Annotated in this window: 20 protein-coding genes and 1 pseudogene; 2 read left to right on the plus strand and 19 right to left on the minus strand. The window is 25.8% G+C overall.

The window, feature by feature from the left end; genetic code table 11:
* Window positions 1–23 precede the first annotated feature (23 nt).
* The 14 genes and pseudogenes from J7M87_RS13800 to J7M87_RS13865 all read right to left on the minus strand — a co-directional run bounded on the left by J7M87_RS13800 (window position 24) and on the right by J7M87_RS13865 (window position 11,799).
* A complete protein-coding gene (locus J7M87_RS13800; RefSeq protein ID WP_291651675.1) occupies window positions 24–1,223 on the minus strand; it encodes a class I SAM-dependent methyltransferase in 1,200 nt (399 codons plus the stop codon).
* A 341-nt stretch (window positions 1,224–1,564) separates the two neighbouring features.
* Entirely contained in the window at window positions 1,565–1,783 is a 219-nt protein-coding gene (locus tag J7M87_RS13805) for a hypothetical protein (RefSeq protein WP_209739188.1), read from the minus strand.
* Between the two features lie 155 nt (window positions 1,784–1,938).
* Entirely contained in the window at window positions 1,939–2,646 is a 708-nt protein-coding gene (locus J7M87_RS13810) for a hypothetical protein (RefSeq protein WP_291651679.1), read from the minus strand.
* Between the two features lie 23 nt (window positions 2,647–2,669).
* Entirely contained in the window at window positions 2,670–2,945 is a 276-nt protein-coding gene (locus J7M87_RS13815; protein WP_291651681.1) for a hypothetical protein, read from the minus strand.
* Between the two features lie 806 nt (window positions 2,946–3,751).
* Complete coding sequence (locus J7M87_RS13820; RefSeq protein WP_291651683.1) at window positions 3,752–3,961, minus strand: hypothetical protein; 210 nt, start codon at window positions 3,959–3,961, stop codon at window positions 3,752–3,754.
* A 229-nt stretch (window positions 3,962–4,190) separates the two neighbouring features.
* Window positions 4,191–4,325: a hypothetical protein gene (locus tag J7M87_RS13825; RefSeq protein WP_291651685.1), complete on the minus strand. Its 135-nt coding sequence runs from the start codon at window positions 4,323–4,325 to the stop codon at window positions 4,191–4,193.
* 308 nt (window positions 4,326–4,633) lie between these two features.
* On the minus strand, window positions 4,634–4,891 hold the full coding sequence (locus tag J7M87_RS13830) for a hypothetical protein (RefSeq protein ID WP_291651687.1): 258 nt from the start codon (window positions 4,889–4,891) through the stop codon (window positions 4,634–4,636).
* 205 nt (window positions 4,892–5,096) lie between these two features.
* Entirely contained in the window at window positions 5,097–5,351 is a 255-nt protein-coding gene (locus J7M87_RS13835; RefSeq protein WP_291651689.1) for a hypothetical protein, read from the minus strand.
* A gap of 209 nt (window positions 5,352–5,560) precedes the next feature.
* Window positions 5,561–5,986, minus strand: a pseudogene (locus J7M87_RS13840) (HlyD family efflux transporter periplasmic adaptor subunit); the annotation flags it as partial.
* A 135-nt stretch (window positions 5,987–6,121) separates the two neighbouring features.
* Window positions 6,122–6,673 (minus strand): biotin/lipoyl-binding protein, encoded by a 552-nt coding sequence (locus tag J7M87_RS13845; protein WP_291651691.1) that lies wholly within the window; start codon window positions 6,671–6,673, stop codon window positions 6,122–6,124.
* Window positions 6,660–7,157, minus strand: a complete 498-nt coding sequence (locus J7M87_RS13850) for a hypothetical protein (protein ID WP_291651692.1) — start codon at window positions 7,155–7,157, stop codon at window positions 6,660–6,662. Before J7M87_RS13850 ends, J7M87_RS13845 begins: the two co-directional genes overlap by 14 nt.
* Entirely contained in the window at window positions 7,144–9,414 is a 2,271-nt protein-coding gene (locus J7M87_RS13855; protein ID WP_291651694.1) for a peptidase domain-containing ABC transporter, read from the minus strand. Before J7M87_RS13855 ends, J7M87_RS13850 begins: the two co-directional genes overlap by 14 nt.
* Before the next feature lie 469 nt (window positions 9,415–9,883).
* Complete coding sequence (locus J7M87_RS13860) at window positions 9,884–10,801, minus strand: DUF2935 domain-containing protein (RefSeq protein WP_291651696.1); 918 nt, start codon at window positions 10,799–10,801, stop codon at window positions 9,884–9,886.
* 185 nt (window positions 10,802–10,986) lie between these two features.
* A complete protein-coding gene (locus J7M87_RS13865; protein ID WP_291651698.1) occupies window positions 10,987–11,799 on the minus strand; it encodes an arginine deiminase family protein in 813 nt (270 codons plus the stop codon).
* A 184-nt stretch (window positions 11,800–11,983) separates the two neighbouring features.
* Between J7M87_RS13865 and J7M87_RS13870 the strand changes: the two genes are divergently transcribed.
* Window positions 11,984–12,799, plus strand: a complete 816-nt coding sequence (locus J7M87_RS13870) for an alpha/beta hydrolase (protein ID WP_291651700.1) — start codon at window positions 11,984–11,986, stop codon at window positions 12,797–12,799.
* 85 nt (window positions 12,800–12,884) lie between these two features.
* On the opposite strand, the gene J7M87_RS13875 is transcribed toward J7M87_RS13870, so the two are convergent.
* The 5 genes from J7M87_RS13875 to J7M87_RS13895 all read right to left on the minus strand — a co-directional run bounded on the left by J7M87_RS13875 (window position 12,885) and on the right by J7M87_RS13895 (window position 17,765).
* Window positions 12,885–13,610: a glycerophosphodiester phosphodiesterase gene (locus J7M87_RS13875; protein WP_291651702.1), complete on the minus strand. Its 726-nt coding sequence runs from the start codon at window positions 13,608–13,610 to the stop codon at window positions 12,885–12,887.
* Between the two features lie 17 nt (window positions 13,611–13,627).
* Window positions 13,628–14,059, minus strand: a complete 432-nt coding sequence (locus J7M87_RS13880) for a DUF2809 domain-containing protein (protein ID WP_291651704.1) — start codon at window positions 14,057–14,059, stop codon at window positions 13,628–13,630.
* Entirely contained in the window at window positions 14,056–15,156 is a 1,101-nt protein-coding gene (locus tag J7M87_RS13885) for a peptidase S41 (protein WP_291651706.1), read from the minus strand. The genes J7M87_RS13880 and J7M87_RS13885 overlap by 4 nt, the downstream gene beginning before the upstream one ends.
* A gap of 273 nt (window positions 15,157–15,429) precedes the next feature.
* The gene (locus J7M87_RS13890; RefSeq protein ID WP_291651708.1) at window positions 15,430–16,914 is read right to left on the minus strand and encodes a multicopper oxidase domain-containing protein; all 1,485 of its coding nucleotides are present in this window, start codon (window positions 16,912–16,914) and stop codon (window positions 15,430–15,432) included.
* A gap of 233 nt (window positions 16,915–17,147) precedes the next feature.
* Window positions 17,148–17,765 carry a superoxide dismutase gene (locus tag J7M87_RS13895; protein WP_291651710.1) on the minus strand — a complete coding sequence of 206 codons (618 nt, stop codon included), beginning with the start codon at window positions 17,763–17,765 and terminating at the stop codon, window positions 17,148–17,150.
* 197 nt (window positions 17,766–17,962) lie between these two features.
* Between J7M87_RS13895 and J7M87_RS13900 the strand changes: the two genes are divergently transcribed.
* A complete protein-coding gene (locus tag J7M87_RS13900) occupies window positions 17,963–19,729 on the plus strand; it encodes a sulfite exporter TauE/SafE family protein (RefSeq protein ID WP_291651712.1) in 1,767 nt (588 codons plus the stop codon).
* The last annotated feature ends 173 nt before the right edge of the window (window positions 19,730–19,902 follow it).

The following is a 19,902-nucleotide window of genomic DNA, read 5'->3' on the forward strand; positions in this document are numbered from 1 at the left end:
TATTAACATATTTATTCTATTTGTTATCTATACATATACTCTCTAGTCATTGGCAAATTATTATTTGTATCTTTTACAAAAACTATTTGATGCAAATCAATTACTCCATTGTTAAAAGATGCAGCACAGCAATATAGGTACATTCTCCACATTCTTATAAATCTTTCATCAAATACTCTGCCATTACTATCATGCATTTTTCTAACCTTATCTATGTTGTTATCAAAATTTTTAGCCCAATGTAATAATGTATTTTTATAATGCAATCTTAAACTTTCAACATCTATTGTATAAAATTTATACTCAGCTGATAAAGATATTATTTCCCTTAAGGTTGGTATTACTCCACCTGGGAATATGTATTTCTTTATCCATGCATCTCCCTGTGATTCCTTTAATCCACTTATATAATGAAGAACAAATACTCCACCTTTATTTAATACAGAGTTTACATTTTCAAAAAATAAATTATAATTTTCACGTCCTACATGCTCAAGCATTCCAACGCTTACAATCCTATCAAAACTTAATTTTGATTTCTTTAAGTCTCTATAGTCCATTATTTTTACATCTAAATAATCTTCTAAACCTTCTTCTTTTATTCTCCTTTTGAACTCATCATGTTGTTCCTGACTTAATGTTATTCCAAGTCCCTTAACCTTATATAATTTAGCAGCCTCAATAAGAAGACCACCCCATCCACATCCTATATCTAATAAAGTTAATCCCTCTTTAAGATTTAACTTTTTTAGTAAATGATGGACTTTATTCATTTGAGCATCATATAAAGTATCTGTTGGATTTTTAAAATATCCGCAAGAATAACTCATAGTATCATCTAGCCATAATTTATAAAAATCATTTCCTATATCATAATGATATGATACTTCTTCTTTTTGATGTTTTTCAGATGTTGAATTTTTAAATATCTTAGGTAAACTTTTAAAGTCAGTAGAAAACTTATCTATACACTTTAATAACTCATCAAATACAGTAAATAGATCTCCATCTATTTCTATATTTCCATCCATATAAGCTTCCCCAAACGCTAATGAAGTACTAGTCAATAATGCCTTCTTTGGTATTGGTTCTTTTAAATGTAGCTTAAATAAAGATTCATTTTTTCCAACTTTAATAACCTCATCATCCCAAAATTTCACTTCAAATGATAACTCTTCAAAATTCTTTAAAAAAGTTTTAAAGAATATTTTTTCCATATTCATAAATCTCCTCCTCAATACATTTCCCTTGTTAAACTTTTAATTCTTAGTGTAGCAAAATACTATTTTATAAACTTATTAATCCTAATAAATTTTATATCCACTCATAATATTTAATTTATAAATAACTACACTTTTCCTAGTACAATTTGAATCATTTTAACTAAACCAATCTAATTGAGATTATAGACAATGAAAATAAAAAATATACTTCTATTACTTCGCCATCAAATCTTAAAAATTACATGATTACGTATTAAAAATTTGAAATTTTTATTATTTCTACAAAAATAAAAAACAATCTCTAACTTATTCTTTAGAGATTGCTTTTATTTTATATATTATTATTTACTATATCTTTTTTCTAATTTATTTATATCTTCTTTACTATCTACCCATTCTTCCATGTCCCCACAATTACAACATAAATATCTTGAAATATTTACAGTACCATTTAAAAACCCTGCCGTAATATTATTTCCAGTTCCGTATATCCCAGTTTCACCAGGTATTCTTAAAATTTTCTCACCATTACATTTAGGACATATCTTTTTATTTTTCATATCTTAAGATTCCTTTTTAATTTATTTATATATTATTCTTTTAATATGCAAACATAAAAAACATTAAAAAAACTAATAGAATAAATCTCCTATTAATTAAGCTTTTTCTATAAAACCCATATATACATTCTAAAAATTATTTAATACTCATGTAATTAATTATTAATGTTAAATATCTTATACATATCATTTTTTCTGTCTTCATCAAAATCTATTTTATAAATATCTAGATATGTCTTGTCTATATTTCTAATAATGTCCTTTTGTGAAAGAATACTATTAACTTCAATTAATTTCTTTAAATCATAACCGCCTCCAAATACTCCATTTGTAATATTAACTTTATATCCATCATTAAAATTAATGTAATAATAAAAGCTTGGATATTTTCTATTTCTCCAATTTATACCTATATCCCCTTCTTTTATATCAGAATAGCTATACTCCTTTTCTAAAGGCTTTATAATATTATGTTTTATAACTTTATTTTCATAAAAAATCGTATATTTATTTAAGCTATAAATAAAAAATAATATTATAAAAATTAAGATGAAATAAAAAATTCTAGAATATAATTTATTTTTTCTTTTATAAATTATGTCTCTTGTCATAACTTTTATTTTAATTCTAAAGTAAAGCATTGCTATTATTATTGCTGGAAGTAAAAAACATACTATATTATCAAATAGCTTCGTTGTTATTATTAAATAATTCTCATTAAATCCTTTAATAAAACTTTCAATTACATAAGCTACTCCAATGAAGTATAAAAATAATATTATTATTGTTAAAATAAAAATTCCTAGTCTCTTAAAAAATTCTCCTATTGATCTTGCTTCAAGAAGCCAATTGTATTGATACATAAATAACTCCTATTTAAAATTCATTATACTTTCTGTTTCCTACTTAAAATTAAATAAATAAAAATGCTCATACTTACTGAATATGTAATACTTCTAATTATTGTAGCAGAAATGCTTTCTCTTCCAAAAAGAATTTTAATTATAATATCAACTAAAACTAGTACTACAACTAAAAAGAATATTAATAATCTATTTTTTACAACATTTTTCATCCTATTATAATTTACTATAATTGTAAAAAACACTAATGCACTTATCGCAACACTTACCACATATCTAATCAACATGTTAAAACCCATTCTTACCTCACTTGCCTATTCTGAAACAATTTAATTATTTAATCATATAAAAATATTTATTAATAACCTATCATTTACTAATTACAGATTTCATTAACATATTTTCTAATTTTAAATAAATCTGTTTCCTACCATTTAGAACTTTCCTGATAAATAGAATCAAATATATACCTATTGTATTTACAGACTATTATTAATCGAAGCCCTATTACTTTTAACCATTTTCTGATTTACACTTCCCATGTAATGATACTATGAGAATGAAACCGTATAAGTAAATGATTTTAAAAAAATCCTTAAAGGAATTTATTAATTCATTTAAGGCTTTCTATTTCTAAGTTACATTTGATTTCCCCATAATAAAATACAAATTCCATTTAAATAAATCTCAAATACATTTTCTAGTATTATTTCCTATGCTCACTACAATCATTAAATATTATTATATTGGGTTTTCTTAAAATATGGAATTATAAATAAAGCTGAAATTATAAAAGCAATATCTCTCATATTAAAAAATGTCTTTTTATCTAATTCATTAAACATAAAATAGAGATAAATAAAAATTGATATATTAATCATAGCTCCTATAATTAATCCTAAATTTATTTTATTTTTAAGGCTAGTAGCACTATAATGTTTTTTTTAATTATTACTTAAATATATTTATTGATAAAACAAATAAAAAAACTTTAAAAATTAATAAATACCACTAAAACTTCGATTTAAATTAGATAATAGTATATTATAAATTAGAAAAATTATTGACTTTATTATTAATTCAACATCTAATATTTTTTTCAATTCTAAAAACTAACCTTTTTGTAAGTTATATTAATTACAATATTAATTAATATAAGAATTAACTGTCCATAGAATAAAAACATTAGTAATGGCCCATTTTTTAAACTTGATAGATTTTCCTCACTATTCAATGTTATTGTTATAATTAATGTACTAACATACATCATCAATGTAATTAAATATAATTTTTTTATATTTTTCTTATTTTCCATTTGTTTCTTCTCCATTTTATTTTAAATAAGATGAGTGATAATTATTCTTTAATAATCACTCATCTAACTTGTTTCTATTATATAATTATAGCTTTTAATTAAACTCTATATTATTTATGATGCATATAAACAAGATCCTGTAACTCCCCAATAGAATTCTATACCACGACCTTTATATAGTGCTTGAACAATCTCACTCATAAATGTACCAACCTTCCATGATACATATCTAGATAGAACTTGACCTTGAAAGTCCTAAAGTTCCAACTAAGCCTGCTTTTATTACACCAAGACCATATTTAATTGCGTTATATACTCTAGTGAAGCCTACTACTGATGATAAATATGCTGCTTCAATTCCCATCCTATTAAATTGCTTCTTAATGTATAATTGCTCTAATATCCTCCACCATCAACATGTTCCATTTCATCTTTGTCAATTTCTATGTAGCTATTTGGTAATTGTAAAGAGTATTCCCTTCTTTAAAAGGAACCTCTTCCTCAGTTACCTTAGTAAGATGGGCTTTCAGACTTAGCCAGTCTTTTAGTTACCCTGCCTATAATTAAACTAACTTTTTTTCCTTTGATTTTTTATCTATATCAGCGTTGTACCTGGGGGTGTTTGTGTGATTCTCTGAATCCCACTTGCTACGAATCCCACTTTCTAATCTTTTACATATTATTTAATAAAATAATAGTATTATATGTTATAAAAACTATTAAACTTACTGTATATTCAGCTATAATAACTACTTTCTTCTTATTATTCATCTCGACACCATTTATTAGTATTTTACGGTTTAAAACTCCAGTAAATGGAATAGCAATTCCAAACAAATAATTATATTTACATAAATATGATATTATACCTAGTAGCAATATATTAATTATTATTGAACATATCAATGGATATTTATAAATTAACTTCATAAAATTAATCCTTTCCTAAATTCTGAAATAATTTCACAATTTATATTATAAATGATTTCATATTTACTTCATAACCTCAACTAACTATTTAAATGATTTTTATATAATTATAAAGAACTTTAATATAGACTACATTAAACAACTCCTTAATATCAAAGTCCTTTAAAATATAGTATTAACAATTACCAATTAAAAATTGATTACTTTACCAAAGATTTACTGAGTAACCTGCAATAGTCTTTGAAATAGTTGCACATGCGCTTTTAGCATTAGATAATACTGTTTTTACATACATTATATCTATTGCATATATTGCTCCAGCAAGAGCTGCTAGTCCACCTCCTGAATATAAATTAAATTCTAATATGTTTGCCATTTCTTTCATTTCATCACCAAATAAAATCGCAGCCCATCCCCACCAGTAATCTATTTTCTGAGCGCCTCCATCAACATATTCCATTTCATCTCTATCAATTTCTACATAGCTATTTGGTAACTGTAAAGCTTATTCTCTTTGTAATACAAATGCACTCATTTTCTTCTCCTCCATTTATATATATTTATTTTAAAAGAACTTTAAACACTTGTAAATATTTAACATAAAATTAATTAATACGGCGCTTTGTATATTAACTTTACTATATTTAATTTTCTTTTAATGCAAAGTAATTAACTAAACTTAATTCCTATCAGTTCTAAAATATATTTCATATAAGTAATTTTTTCATACTTAACTCTTGTTTCAGTTACCATTCCAATTGTTAAGTTAACCTTTTCCCCTTTTGAATCTTCCAAATAAGTTTTATCTGGTTTAACTTTAACTTTAAAAAATACATTTCCTTTTTCATTATCTATAGTTGCATCTTCATCTATACTTACTACTTTTCCTAGTATTGTTCCGTATTCTGATTGTAATAACCCTCCAACTGCTAAAGATACTTCATCTCCTACATGTATTCTTGGTCTATCACTTGAAGGTAACATAGTTTCTATTGTTAATTCTTCTTCTTTACTTGTTATAGTTCCTATTAAACTTCCTCCTTGAAGCACCATCCCTGGTGTTAATGGTGTGTTTAAATGTACTACTCCAGCTTTTTGAGCAACTACTTCATACTGACCTTTTCCTTTTTCTAAAGCTTCTTTTTGTGCTACTAGTTTTGATAACTCTAATTCATATTGATTTTTTCATTTGTGAACTCTGAGATAGTTTTATAATAATGCTCATCTGATTTATTTTTTTTGCGTTCTAGCATATTCTTCAATTTGCTTATCTTCATAACCTTGTTTTTTTAAGGACTCCTTATCTACAGTAAATTCTTTTCTAGCTATATAAGCTGCATTTAATTTATTATAAAATTCACTTTCTTCTTCCTTATATCTATCAAAATAATTTCTTCCATTTGTTGCATTTTCTTCTGCTATGCTTAAAAGTTCTATTCTTCTGCTATAGCTGTTTATTTGTGCATTTATTTGTTCTAATTGAAGATCTGTTTCAAGTCCATTAGTTGTAAATAATACATCTCCTTCTTTAACTTCACTTCCTTCACTTATAAATACATCTTTTATTTCTCCTGATCCCTTAGTCATAATATGTGATTTATTTTCTGAAACTACTATACCTTGTCCTTTTACCATATATGTTTTAACTGATTTATTTGCCCAAATTAATGATACAACTATTAATACTGTAACTATTAAAATAATATAGTTCATAAAAGCTGGTGGCTTTCTATCATAAAGAATTTTACTATCAGTAATTTCATTTAAGTTATATACTTTCAAGTAAATCTCCACCTTTCAAAGTTTCCATAAATACATCTGCCACAATATTTTCTTCTTCTTGTTTTACAAATACAGTATAGGAATCTCCTTTTAACTTTATATCGTTTTCAAAGGCATATACTCCTAGCTTTTGATATGCAAATTGTAAGTTTTCTTCTTTTTCTGTAAATCTAGCAAATAAGCAATTAGTAACTCTTAATTGATCCTTTAATTCATATGGTTTTTCAACATTATAAATGGGATTTTTTAATTGAATCATTAGCTTTATTATTACTTTAGCTTGTCCACTTTCATCTACTTCTATAGTAGAATAATTTATCATTGGTCCCATAGTTGAGTTTCCTTTTGATTTAATATAGCTATCCATCATATAGCTAATTTTATTTATATCAATTAATTCATTTTCACTTACTTCTCTAATTAATAGATTATTAAGCTTTAAAGTCTTATTTTCTCTCAAAGCTATTTTTTCAATTGTATTCATACTCTTCACCCTCCTCAATTATTTCTTCATGTGAAATTGCACTCTTTTCGTTAATTTTATAACTAGAATCATTAATAAACAGATTATCTCTTTCTTCTAATGATCCAACTTGACTTACATAAAGCTTATAATAATACCCTTTTTTCTTTAATAAACTTTCATGGTTTCCTTCTTCTACAATTTTACCTTTATCCATAACATAAATTATGTCACAACTTCTTATAGTAGATAATCTATGAGCTATCATTAGCATTGTAATATTCTTTCCCTTCTTAAATAAGGTATCAAATATCTTTGCTTCACTTATAAAATCTAAATTACTTGTTGCTTCATCTAGTATTGAAAAGCTTGGTTTTTTAATTAAAGCTCTTGCAAGTGCAATTCTTTGTTTTTCTCCACCTGAAAGTCCTCCCCCTGCTTCTTCTAAGAATGTTCCATATTTTCCAGGTAGCTTTTCTATAAACTCCTTGCATCCTGCATTTTCACAAGCACTTTTTATTTCTTCATAACTTGCATTTGCTTTTCCTAAAGTTATATTTTCTTTTATAGAGCCTGAAAACAATTCAACATTTTGAGGAACATATGATATATTTTCTCTTAAGTTATATAAATCTAATTCTTCTATGTTATATCCATTTATATTTATTTTTCCTTCTTCAGGAGTATAGTACTTTAATAAAAGTTTAGATATCGTTGTTTTCCCACTTCCTGATTCTCCAACTAGTGCTACCTTTTTACCTTTAGGAATTTTTATGCTTACATCATTTAAAACTGGTGATCTACTTCCATATCTAAAAGTAATATTATTTAATTCTATATCTCCATCTACTTTTTCTAATTTAATTTTTTCTACTTCAGTTTCATCTTGCTCTTTTTCTACTTCATATATTTCTGAAATTCTTTTTAAAGATATACTAGCTTCTTGGATACTTAATTGTAGTCCTATAAGTCTTCCTATTGGGTCCATAAAATAACCTGAAAGAGTTGAAAATGCCATAAGACTACCTAATGTAATATCTCCTTTCATAATCATCATAGCTCCTATATACATAAGAATAAGATTTCCTACACTTGATACTGCACCTGATATTGACCCTTGAATATTTGATAAAACTCCTTCTTTAAAAGCTATTTTTAGATTTCTAATATATTCTAATTCTAATTTTTCAATACTATTTTCTTCTGCTGCATGAACCTTTATAGTTTCTATTCCTTTTAAACTTTCTATAATCTGACTATTTAGCCTTGCTCCTGCTTCCATTTGTTCTAAATTTATTTTTTTATAAGGTCCTTTAAATATATAAATTAAAGCAGCGCTAACTATTGTTAAAACTAAAATAACAACAAATAATTTTTGATTCATTACATACAGTATTGATGCCGATACAGTTGCTAAAACAATATCCATAATCAAAGATAACGACACTGATGTTAATATATTTTTTATTGTAAATGCATCACTAAATCTAGTAAGTATATCTCCTACTTTCCTTGATGCAAAAAATTTCATAGGTAATTTATATACATGTTTGAAATACCCTAATAATAATGGAATATCTATTTTTTGAGATAGATATAAAAGCATATGTTGCCTTATTGCACCTAATCCAATTTGAGTTATTGCTAAAAGTAAAAATCCTATAACAAATATATTTAATTGGTTTTTTAAATTATATGGAAGTATCTCATCCATAAGTATTTTATTGAAAAATGCAGATGCTATTCCAAGTACTGTCAGTATTGTTGAAACAACTATACTATATATAAAAAGTGATTTTTGAGGTAATAACAGTTGTATAAATTTAGGAAGTATTCCTTGACCTTTTATCTTACCTGGATTAAATTCATTGTTTGGTATTAATAGTAATAATACTCCATCAAATATTTTAAAAAATTCATCTATTTTCTTTTTTTCTTTTCCTTTTGCCGGGTCTAATATCATTACTTCTTCCTTTTTTATTTTATGTACAATTACAAAATGGCTTAGACCTTCTTTAGTAATAACATGAGCAATTGCTGGAAGAGTAAATTTTTGTTTAAATCCCTCTTTATCGACTCTAATTGCCCTAGTATCAAATCCTAGCTTTTTTGCTCCATCCTCTAATCCTAATAAGGTTGTCCCTTTTATATCTGTTCCAAGTATATCCCTTAATTTTGTTATAGTTATTTCTTTTTTATAATACATACATACTGTTGCAAGGCAAGCAGCTGCACAGTCCGTTATATCATGCTGTTTTACTAAATAGTTATATCTCATAAAAACTTTCCCCCATTCCCTACAAATATTTTAATAGAAGGACAAATTATTATGTTGATCTTTTAATTTAAATGTAAAAAATACATACTAAAATGAACATTCTATACTATTTGCTCCTTTTAAATTGAAATTTCCATAAGTTAGATAGCGATTATATATTTAATTTAATCTTTATAACAGTAATCATATATAAATTCTCTTATTCAAGTGCTATACTCTAAGTAAAAATACTCTTATATATGTTCAAAAAAGGATTAAAAATAAAAAATAAGAATTAGTATTAACCTAATAATTCTAATCCTTACTTTCTTAACACTTATTTAATTACTTTTTTAAATCATTTCTATAGTTATAACTTAATTCACTAACTTTATCATAATTATAAAAGGTTGCTACTTTAATATATTTATATAAAATTTTCTTATTTCCTCTTCTTATGTATGTCAGTTTTTATTAAAATCACCTTAACTTAAATCCTCTCTTCATAACTTTTAAGTAATCTTATATAATGATTTGCTTCTCTTAATACATGATCAGCCATAAGTGGAAGCATCATGGATTTTATTTTACACTCATCAATTCCTTCTGTACCTGATCTTTTAAAATCTCTAAAATTAATAGTTTCTGTTAATGTGTTATCAGTAACACCTAACATTCCTGTAGCATCCATATCCATAGTACTTTGAATTAAATCATTATATATCTTTACAAATTCATCTGCTGTTCTTATTAATTTTCCTTCAGAAGGGTCTAATAATCCTCTTATAAAAGAAGCATGTTCAAGCATAATATGGTCCCAAAACAACTCAGCATCCTTAATATTTTTCTCTTCAATATCTTGATCATTTTCCAAAGAATAAACATATGAACGATATAGTTTTGCTTCATGTATTAAGTGATCTAAAAATGTAGGGTAACTTGCTGTAAATATATTACATGCTAGTACTTCATTTAAAACCTTTGTTTTAAAATCTATTAAGCCATCAAGTAATTTTATAGCTCTACAATTAAGTTTTTTCACGGAATCCATTATTTTTTTATCATGTTCCTTATCACCTTTACAGTGTAGTTTTGTTTGCATAATTGTTATTTTAGAGTTTATTTCTATCCCAGTATAATGTTGCGTTTTTCTTTCTGTACTTAAAGTATAATCAGTATAAAGTTCACCTGAATCTAATACCCCTTCTCTAATTCTTCCTTGGCTTAATTTTATAGTATCTAATAAAAGTTTTTCAAATTGTAGTTTGTAGTCATCAGCTTCTTTAGCAAGCTTAGCATTTTTAGGGGTAAATCCAGCCTCTAAAAAAATAGCATGTTCTTTCATAATTCGTGCATAAAATAAATGTAATTCTAAAGATAAAAAAATATATCTTTTACGTGCTAGCATGTCTTTTCCTCCATAAGAATTTTATTATAGTATATTTCTAAAATTCCTTTTATGTTCATACTAAGAATTTAATTTTATAAAATAATCTATATTTTCTTAATTCCCAACATAGTTAATGCTAGCAATGCATTAATTATCTAATACACTACTAGCATTAACTGCAATATAAATTTATAAATCTTTCTTTATTCTCTTAAATCAAACATACAGGAACATCCTAAACTTCCGTCACTTTTCATTATTTCACTGTAGTCTATAAATTCAACTTCATATCCTTTTTCTTTAAGCATTTCTGTAACAGATTTATTACTACTTAATAGCTTCTTATTTCCTAAATATACAAAGTTAACTCCTAAATCATCTGCATCCTTTTTAGATATTTCATATAAATTACTTATATACTTTTCTATTATCTTTTTATCATATAAGTATGGAGATATAACTGCACTTCCTTTATCTAAGATATTGAAAACACAATCCAAATGTATTTTACTAGTATCAAAATTAATTGGAATAACTTTAGTATTATTTTTCATATTAATTAAAACTTCTTGAAGCTCATTGGCAGCCTGTATAGTTGTCCTGCTACTAATTCCAACAAAGACAACATCTCCGTATTTTATAACATCTCCACCTTCTATGTTATTTTTCATTTGATAATATTTAATATTATTCTCTTTTATAAACTTCATAAAATTTTCTATTTCAATTTTCCTATCTTTTTCTTTCATTTTACTTACAAAAAGTATATCATCAATTATAAAACCAATATCTTGAGTAAAAACTTGTTGAGTTGCATTTTTATTTATATCGATAAAATATAGCTTTATATTATTTTTACTTAGTGCATTTATAAAGTTATTATACTGACTATAAAGCAATTCATAGTTAATTTTATTATAATACTTATTACTTTTATCTACTATTTTAAAGTTTACTGGATAACATACTATACAAGATTTTAATTCATCACTTTGACAATAATTATATATTTTCATCTTTTAACTCCTCATCTATCTAATATTATATATTTATAATTTCAATATAGTCTTTATAATATTCACTTACATAAGTCTAATAATAACAAAATTAAAATGTACTTTATCTGATCATTTTAATTATTAACAGCTTTCTCAATGTTTGAATACATTAATATAGATAAATTATATATAGGAGTTCTTTATGAAATATTTTGTTAAAACAAGTGATAATGCTAGAATTGCTGTTGAAGACTTAAATTCTGAGGCAGAAAAAACTATATTATTTATACATGGATGGCCATTAAATCATACTGTATACGAATATCAACTAAATTACTTTCCTGATAAAGGATATAGATGTGTTGCCATTGATTTGAGAGGCTTTGGTGATTCTGATAGACCATATAATGGCTATGACTATGATACTATGGCAGCAGACATAAAAAAAGTAATTGATGTTCTAAAATTAAATAATATTACTTTAGTTGGACATTCAATGGGTGGAGCACTCTCAATAAGATATTTATCTAATTATAATGGTCATGGTGTATCTAAGCTTTGTTTAATAGGTGCTGCTGCTCCTAGCTGGGTTAAAACAAGAGATTGGCCCTATGGATATACTGAAGAAGAAGTTACTAATTTTATAAATGACTCTCTTAAAGATAGACCTAGATTTATTAGCAATGTTTCTGATTTATTCTTCTACCAATATATATCTCAAGCTCTTTTAAGCTGGTTTACCAACATAGCCCTGTCAGCTTCCCCATGGGCTACTACTCAATGCTTAATTAGCCTTAAAAATGAAAGATTGTTTAATGATATACCTAAAATAAAAATTCCTACACTAATTTTACATGGAACACATGATAAAGTTTGTCCTTATGACTTTGCTAAATATTTAGATGAAAACATTGAAGATTCTACACTAGTTCCTTTAACAGAAAGTGGTCATGCAGCCTTTATTGATGAAAAAGATAAAGTAAATAATAATATTTTTGAATTTATAAAAAATATTTAATCTAATTAGTAAATAAAAAAGTTAAATTAATTCACAATGTATTATAAAATAATTACACATTGTAGATTGATTTAACTTTATCTTTTTATACTCCTTTTTTTAATATTTCACTTAGTAATTCTGGATAATCAGTAAATAATCCATCTGCTTTATTTTTAATAAGTAATCTCATATATATCGGGCTATTAACAGTATATATATTAACCTTCAAATTATTATCATGTGCTTCTTGAATTAATTCTCTTGATACAAGCCTTAAATCCGGATGAATTGCATCTACATCTAACTCTTTTGCATAATTGATTACATCTTCAATTGGTTTATCATATAATATTCCTGTCTTTATACTACTATCTAATCTCTTAACTATTTTTATAGAATCATGATTGAAACTTGATAAAATTATTTGATTATTTAATTTATACTCATTTATTAAGCTAATTACATCTTCTTCAATTCCCTTATAATGAATCTCATCTGTTTTTAATTCTATATTTAATGTTATATCTTTACCATTTATTAATCCTAGTACTTCCTCTAATGTTGGTATGTTACACTCTCTATTATCTCTAAATAACTTTTTCCTATTTTTAAATTTTCTTAATTCATCAAGAGTAAGATCCTTAACTAATCCTCTTCCTAAGTAAGTACGCTCTACATCTTCATCATGAATTACAACAAGTTTATTATCTTTTGTCTTATGCACATCTATTTCTAGACCATTTGCCCCAGATTTAATTCCTTCCTTTAGCGCAAGCATTGTATTTTCTGGGTAATCAAAGCTTGCTCCCCTATGTGCAAAATTTATCATAATTCTCCTCCCTTATATTAATTTAATTTTTTTCTAAATATCAATTTATCTATTATTATTCCTATAAATATCCCAACAGTATAACAAATTAAATCAGAAAATAAAAATCCATGCCCTAATATTAATGATCCTATTAAAGTACTTCTTATTTCATTAATCCATTCTCCTTGGTATAGCTGTGAAATTTCTATTCCATAAGAAAATATTAAGGAGAATATTGTAATCTTTCTTATATTAAATCTATTAAATACAAAGGCTACTCCTAAATAAACCATAGTTGCCCACAAGATATCCCCTAAATACTTACCTATAAAACTAGGCAAATAATTAATATATTTTCTTGAGATTAATCCAAAGCACATTGTAGTTAAAGTTAATAATAAATAAATTACTCTATTTCTAACAAAATTACTTTCTTTATTTTTAATCAAAGTTCCAAGCTTTATCATTTTATATAATCCTCTATTTTCCTATAAACTATTTCTTCTGGATATAATGACATAACTGAATCATCATCTATTAACTTGTAATATTTCGTTGAGTAAGTAACAATAAATTTACTATTTGGTAATTCAAATTTTAATATTTCACCATAACAGTTAGGTTTTCCTCCAGATGGTTCTCCTACTATCTTTGCATTAGTTTCATTTATAAATTCATAGGCATTTAAAAGGGCTGATGAAAAAGTTCTTCTGCCAATTATGACTTTTAAATTTTCATGTTTATTTAAATATTTATTTGTTTTTATAAAATCTATAAGCGGTCTAATTAATCTAGAATCTCCTCCAAGATTATCACTTAAATCCAATGTTAGTCTTTCAATGAAATTTTTATTAATATACTCAACTACATCATTTATCTTTTGACTTAATTTTATATCTCCATCTTCTCTACATGAATTATACTTTATATATATTTCTTTTGAATCTATCAAATGTTCATACCAAAAGTTTTCAAATTCATTTTTTGCATATATAGGTAATTTATATTCTTCTGTATATATCAATTCCTCTAAGGATACAGTCTCTGCATTACATTCAAAATCATTTACTTTAATCTTGACTTTATCTACTGAATCTATTAATAATAATCCATAAAGTACATCAGCTGCTTGAATATATTTCATGCTCTGCTCTTTAAATAAAAATTCATTTTCATAGGAGATTATTTCTTTTAGTTCTTCTATAATTTCATATATTGATATATTCTCAATTGAGCTTACCTTTTTATACAATAAACTTTTATATTTTTCAGTAGTATTTATTATATAAATTCCATCATTAAACCAATAAAACTTAAATGGTAAATAATTTTTGACAGGAAAAATAATAGAAGTATGTGCATCCTTTACTGATGCAACAATTCTACTTAGCTCAACCTTCATATCATCGTAATCTAAATTATTTACTATTGATTTTAAATAATTTATTTTTTCTTTAAACTCATCTCTTGATATATGAAAAAATAAATTTTTATGTCTTTTTATTAAGTTTTCTTTTAAATAATCTATATCTTCAAACCATTTTTCTTCCCATGTATTACTCATTATAGCTCCTTTATTTTATTAAGTTTATTATATTAGTTATTATAAATTACTTTTTACTATATTTTTTATAATAAATTTAATTTATATCCTATTATTTACTATATCATTATTAAAGAATAAAGAGACGCATTTATTTCAACTAAACTTTCACTAGTTAGTTAAATAATCACGTCTCTTTCTTTTTAAGATTATCTACTTAGTTAAACCTTAATAATATTAATCTTTTTAATACCTATAAAAATAAAATATTTCTAATATAATTTTATTCTATTCTTATTCTATTTTTATTTGCCCCATCATACCTTCTTCTTCATGTTCTAGTATGTGACAATGATACATATATGTTCCTATATCATTAAACCTTACTATAAGTTTTACTTCTTCATCAGGATTAATAAATACAGTATCTTTCCATCCCATTTCTTCTGGTAGAGGTTCTTTCCCATTCCTTGTTAGAACTTGAAACTGTGTTCCATGTATGTGAAATGGATGTCCCATGGAATGCATCATTGTAGCAGGATTTGTAACTGTCCAAATTTCTGTTTCACCATATTTACCTACTTCATTTATTATATCCATATCAAACTCTTCACCATTTATAGATACCATATGCCCCATTCCTCTAAGTTCAAACCTTCTTTCTTTTGTTACACTATCCTTTGATATTCTATTTATAGTAGTTAATCTACTAGGTATTTCAGTTTTATCTTCTACTTTCTCATTAACATTAAATGTCATTATATTCTTATTATCGCTTTTTAATTCTATTTGAGTTCCAACTTCATATTTTGAAAAGTCAACTATTATCTCTGATCTTTCTCCTGGTGATAAAAAAATACTACTTTGTTTTACTGGAGCTTCTAAAAAACCTCCATCAGAAGCAATTTGATAAAATTCATCTTTATTACTTAATTTTAAATCAAAATTACTTGAATTAGCTCCATTTACTATTCTAAATCTAACTTTTTCAGTTTTAACATCTAAAGTAGGATTAATTGATCCATTAATAATTACTGTATCTCCTACTGCTCCATTCATCATATTGGTATCATATATAAAGCTTCCATCTTTATTAAAGCTTCTATCTTGAATAACTAGTGGTATATCATTTACTCCATATTCCTTAGGAATATTTAAACTATTAGATACTTCATCTTCAATAAAAAATAATCCCGCTAATCCTTTATAAACTTGTGTTGCTGTGCTTCCGATGAAATGCGGATGGTACCATAAAGTTGCTGCTGGCTGATTTATAGTAAAGCTTGGCTCCCATGTATCTCCTGGTTGTATTCCTTGATGAGGTCCTCCATCATTTTTACCATCTACCTCTAATCCATGCCAATGAAGAGTTGTTGCTTCTTTCAATTTATTATTAACATGAATATTTACCTTTTCGCCTTTATTCACTCTTATTACTGGACCTAAAAAACTACCATTATACCCCATAGTGTCTGTTTCTTTATTTCCTATGAAGTTAGTTTTTCCTTCTTGTGGCTCTAATATAAATTCTGCTATATTATCATCTGGATTTGTATCTTCTAAAATTTCTGGTATTGGTAATTTATTTTTAGTATTATCTACCTTATTATTATTATTAGCCTCATCTATCTGATTATTCTTAATTATATTTGTATCTTCTTTTCCATTTTCATTTTTCATTAAAGATCCTTTAATAGGACTCTGCAATAAAGCATATACGATTACTATTACTAAGGCAACGACTCCTATTACTATATATTTTCTATTTGTGTTTTTCATTTTGCTCCTCCTATGAATACTAATTATTATTTAATATTAATTATAATTCACTTTTATGTGGAACTTATGAAGATTTCTATCAACTATAAATGAATTTTTAATTTAAATAAAAAAGCACATCAAATTTACCTGTTTATTTATAGTGATAGCTTTATTATAACTGTCTACTATAAATTAAACATATTAAATAGTGATGCGCTTTTTTTAGTATTGTTTTAAAAATAATTTAAATCTTAAATGTTATGACAATCCTCATAAAGTCCTTCAACTTTTTCCCAATCTATTACATTCCATATATTTTTAGCATAATCAGCTCTTAAATTTTTATATTTTAAGTAATAAGCATGTTCCCATACATCTATTGTTAAAATAGGAATAAGATTATCCATAACTGGTGAGTTTTGATTAGCTCTCTTCACTATTGATAACTTTCCATCCTTATCTTTAACTAAGAAGCCATATCCTGATCCAAATTGAGATATAGATGCATTTGTTAATTCTTCTTTTAGCTTTTCTACACTACCAAAAGTTTTATTTATTTCTTCAAGTAACTTTCCTTCTGGTGCTTTCTTTGGAGTTGGAGAAAGTACTGAGAAATATAGGTTATGGTTTGATACACCACCACCATTATTTACTACTGCTGGTCTTATTTCTTCTGGTAAATCTTCTACATCTTTTATTAATTGATCTAAAGTCTTTCCTTTTGTATATTCTTCATAACCTTCTAAAGCTTTATTTAAGTTAGTTTCATATGTTTGAAGATGCTTTCCATAATGTGTTTTTACTGTTTCTTCATCTATATATGGTTCTAATGCATCAAATGCATATGGTAAATTAATTTTGTTGTACATAGTTTATCTCTCCTTTATTTATGTTCCTACTATGATTTGATATATAAGGCAAACTAATTAATTATAAGTAAATATACTGAATCTTATATATCAAATATAATTTACCCTTATTTTGTAATTAATATGTATAGATATCTTCATAAAAATAACACAATTATTTCATATACTTTTTTTAACTAGTAATTAGGAGGATATCTATGGGTATTGAAAGAGAAAAAATTAAAGTTTATGAAATGACTTGTACATCTTGTGAAAAAAGAATTGAAAACTCTGTGAAAAAAATCAATGGCGTAATAATTGCCAAAGCAAACTACACAAAGGAAACTCTAGACATTGAATATGACACTAGTCTATGCAATCTAGATGAAATAAAAAAAACTATAAATAAAGCTGGCTATTCTACTGAAGCTTCAAGCAATTTCGGAACTATAGGAATACTTGTAATAATATTTATTATATTAATTTTAGGTTTCAGAACTAGTGGCTTTGACATGGAATCCAAACTCAGTAATGCTTCATATGCTTTCCTTTTCATCGTTGGTATATTTACTTCTATTCACTGTGTAGGAATGTGTGGTGGTATAATGCTTTCTCAAAGCTTATCTTTTGCTAAAGAAAGCAAATCCAAACTTGAATCAATAAAACCTTCTATATTATATAACATTGGAAGAGTTATCTCTTATACTATTTTAGGAGGAATAATTGGTGGCATAGGATCAGTATTCTCATTATCAATTACTGCAAAAGCATTTATTCAAATCTTTGCAGGTATATTCATGGTTATAATGGGTTTAAACATATCAGGCTTTAAATTTTTCAGAAGATTTAGCATAAAAATCCCTAGCTTTCTATCTAAATATAAAAGAAAGTTTAATTCTCCTTTTATTGTAGGACTTGTAAATGGATTTATGCCTTGTGGTCCACTACAAACTATGCAACTTTTTGCCCTTGGTACTGGAAGTGCATTTAAGGGTGCTTTATCAATGTTTATATTTGCATTAGGTACTGTTCCTCTAATGCTTACCTTTGGTGCAATTTCTGGCTTCTTAAGTAAAGGCTACACTAAGAAACTTCTTAAACTTAGTGGTGTTCTTATCATAGTTTTAGGAGTAATAATGGGTAATAGAGGTTTAGCTCTTTCTGGAATAAATCTAAATCCACTTGGCTTTATGATGAAAGGTTCTTATGCATCAAATGCTAGCACTGATTCATCTAAAGCAGTTATTGAAGATGGAGTTCAAGTTCTAAATATGACTGCTAATAATAATGGTTATAGCCCTAATGTTTTTTATGTTCAAAAGGGGATCCCTGTTAAATGGATAATTAATGGTGAAAGCCTTAACTATTGTAATAATTCAGTGGTAGTTAACTCATTAAATCTTCAACAAAAACTTAAAAATGGAGAAAATGTAATTGAATTTACACCAGATGATAAGGATATAAATTTTAGCTGTTGGATGGGAATGATTAGAGGAGTAATTAAAGTTGTAGATGACTTAGCTTCAGTAGATACATCTAAGTATGATCCTTCACTTCCTAGTGCAAGTAATGGCCCTAGTTGTTGTGCTGTTCCACTAAATGATTCTCCATCTTATCCAGAAACTTTAATAACAACTTCAAAAGTAACTGAAGAATTCCAAACAGCTATTATCAATGGTGTAGGTAAGGAATTTCAACCACTAATATTAGTTGCAAAAAGTAATCTAGACTTTAATCTTACAATAGACTTAACTAATTATACTAATTATGAAGGTGAATATATAATATCAAGTATTACAGATGGAAGCACAGAAAGTTCCTTTATTGGACAGAAAGGAATATTTGAAATTCCATTAAACTTAGCTTCTCCCGGAGGATATGCAATAACAAAGAATGATGAAATTCTTGGTATAATTGAGATTGTAGATGATATGAAGAATATTGATTTTGATGGAATTGTAAATAAATATCTTCGTTTTAACTAAAAACTTTTAAGCTAATAATTATATATTCTCTCAGTATATAAAAATCAAAGGGGGTCGCGTTTTGGTCTTACCCCCATTATGTAGACAGTCAATAAAAGGTCGTGTACAATCTACATAATGGGGTGATTTTTTATGTCAATAAAGCACAAAGCTTATAGTGCAGAATTTAAAAT

Origin of the sequence: Clostridium sp. (assembly GCF_017888565.1) — a bacterium.
Lineage (GTDB): Bacteria > Bacillota > Clostridia > Clostridiales > Clostridiaceae > Clostridium.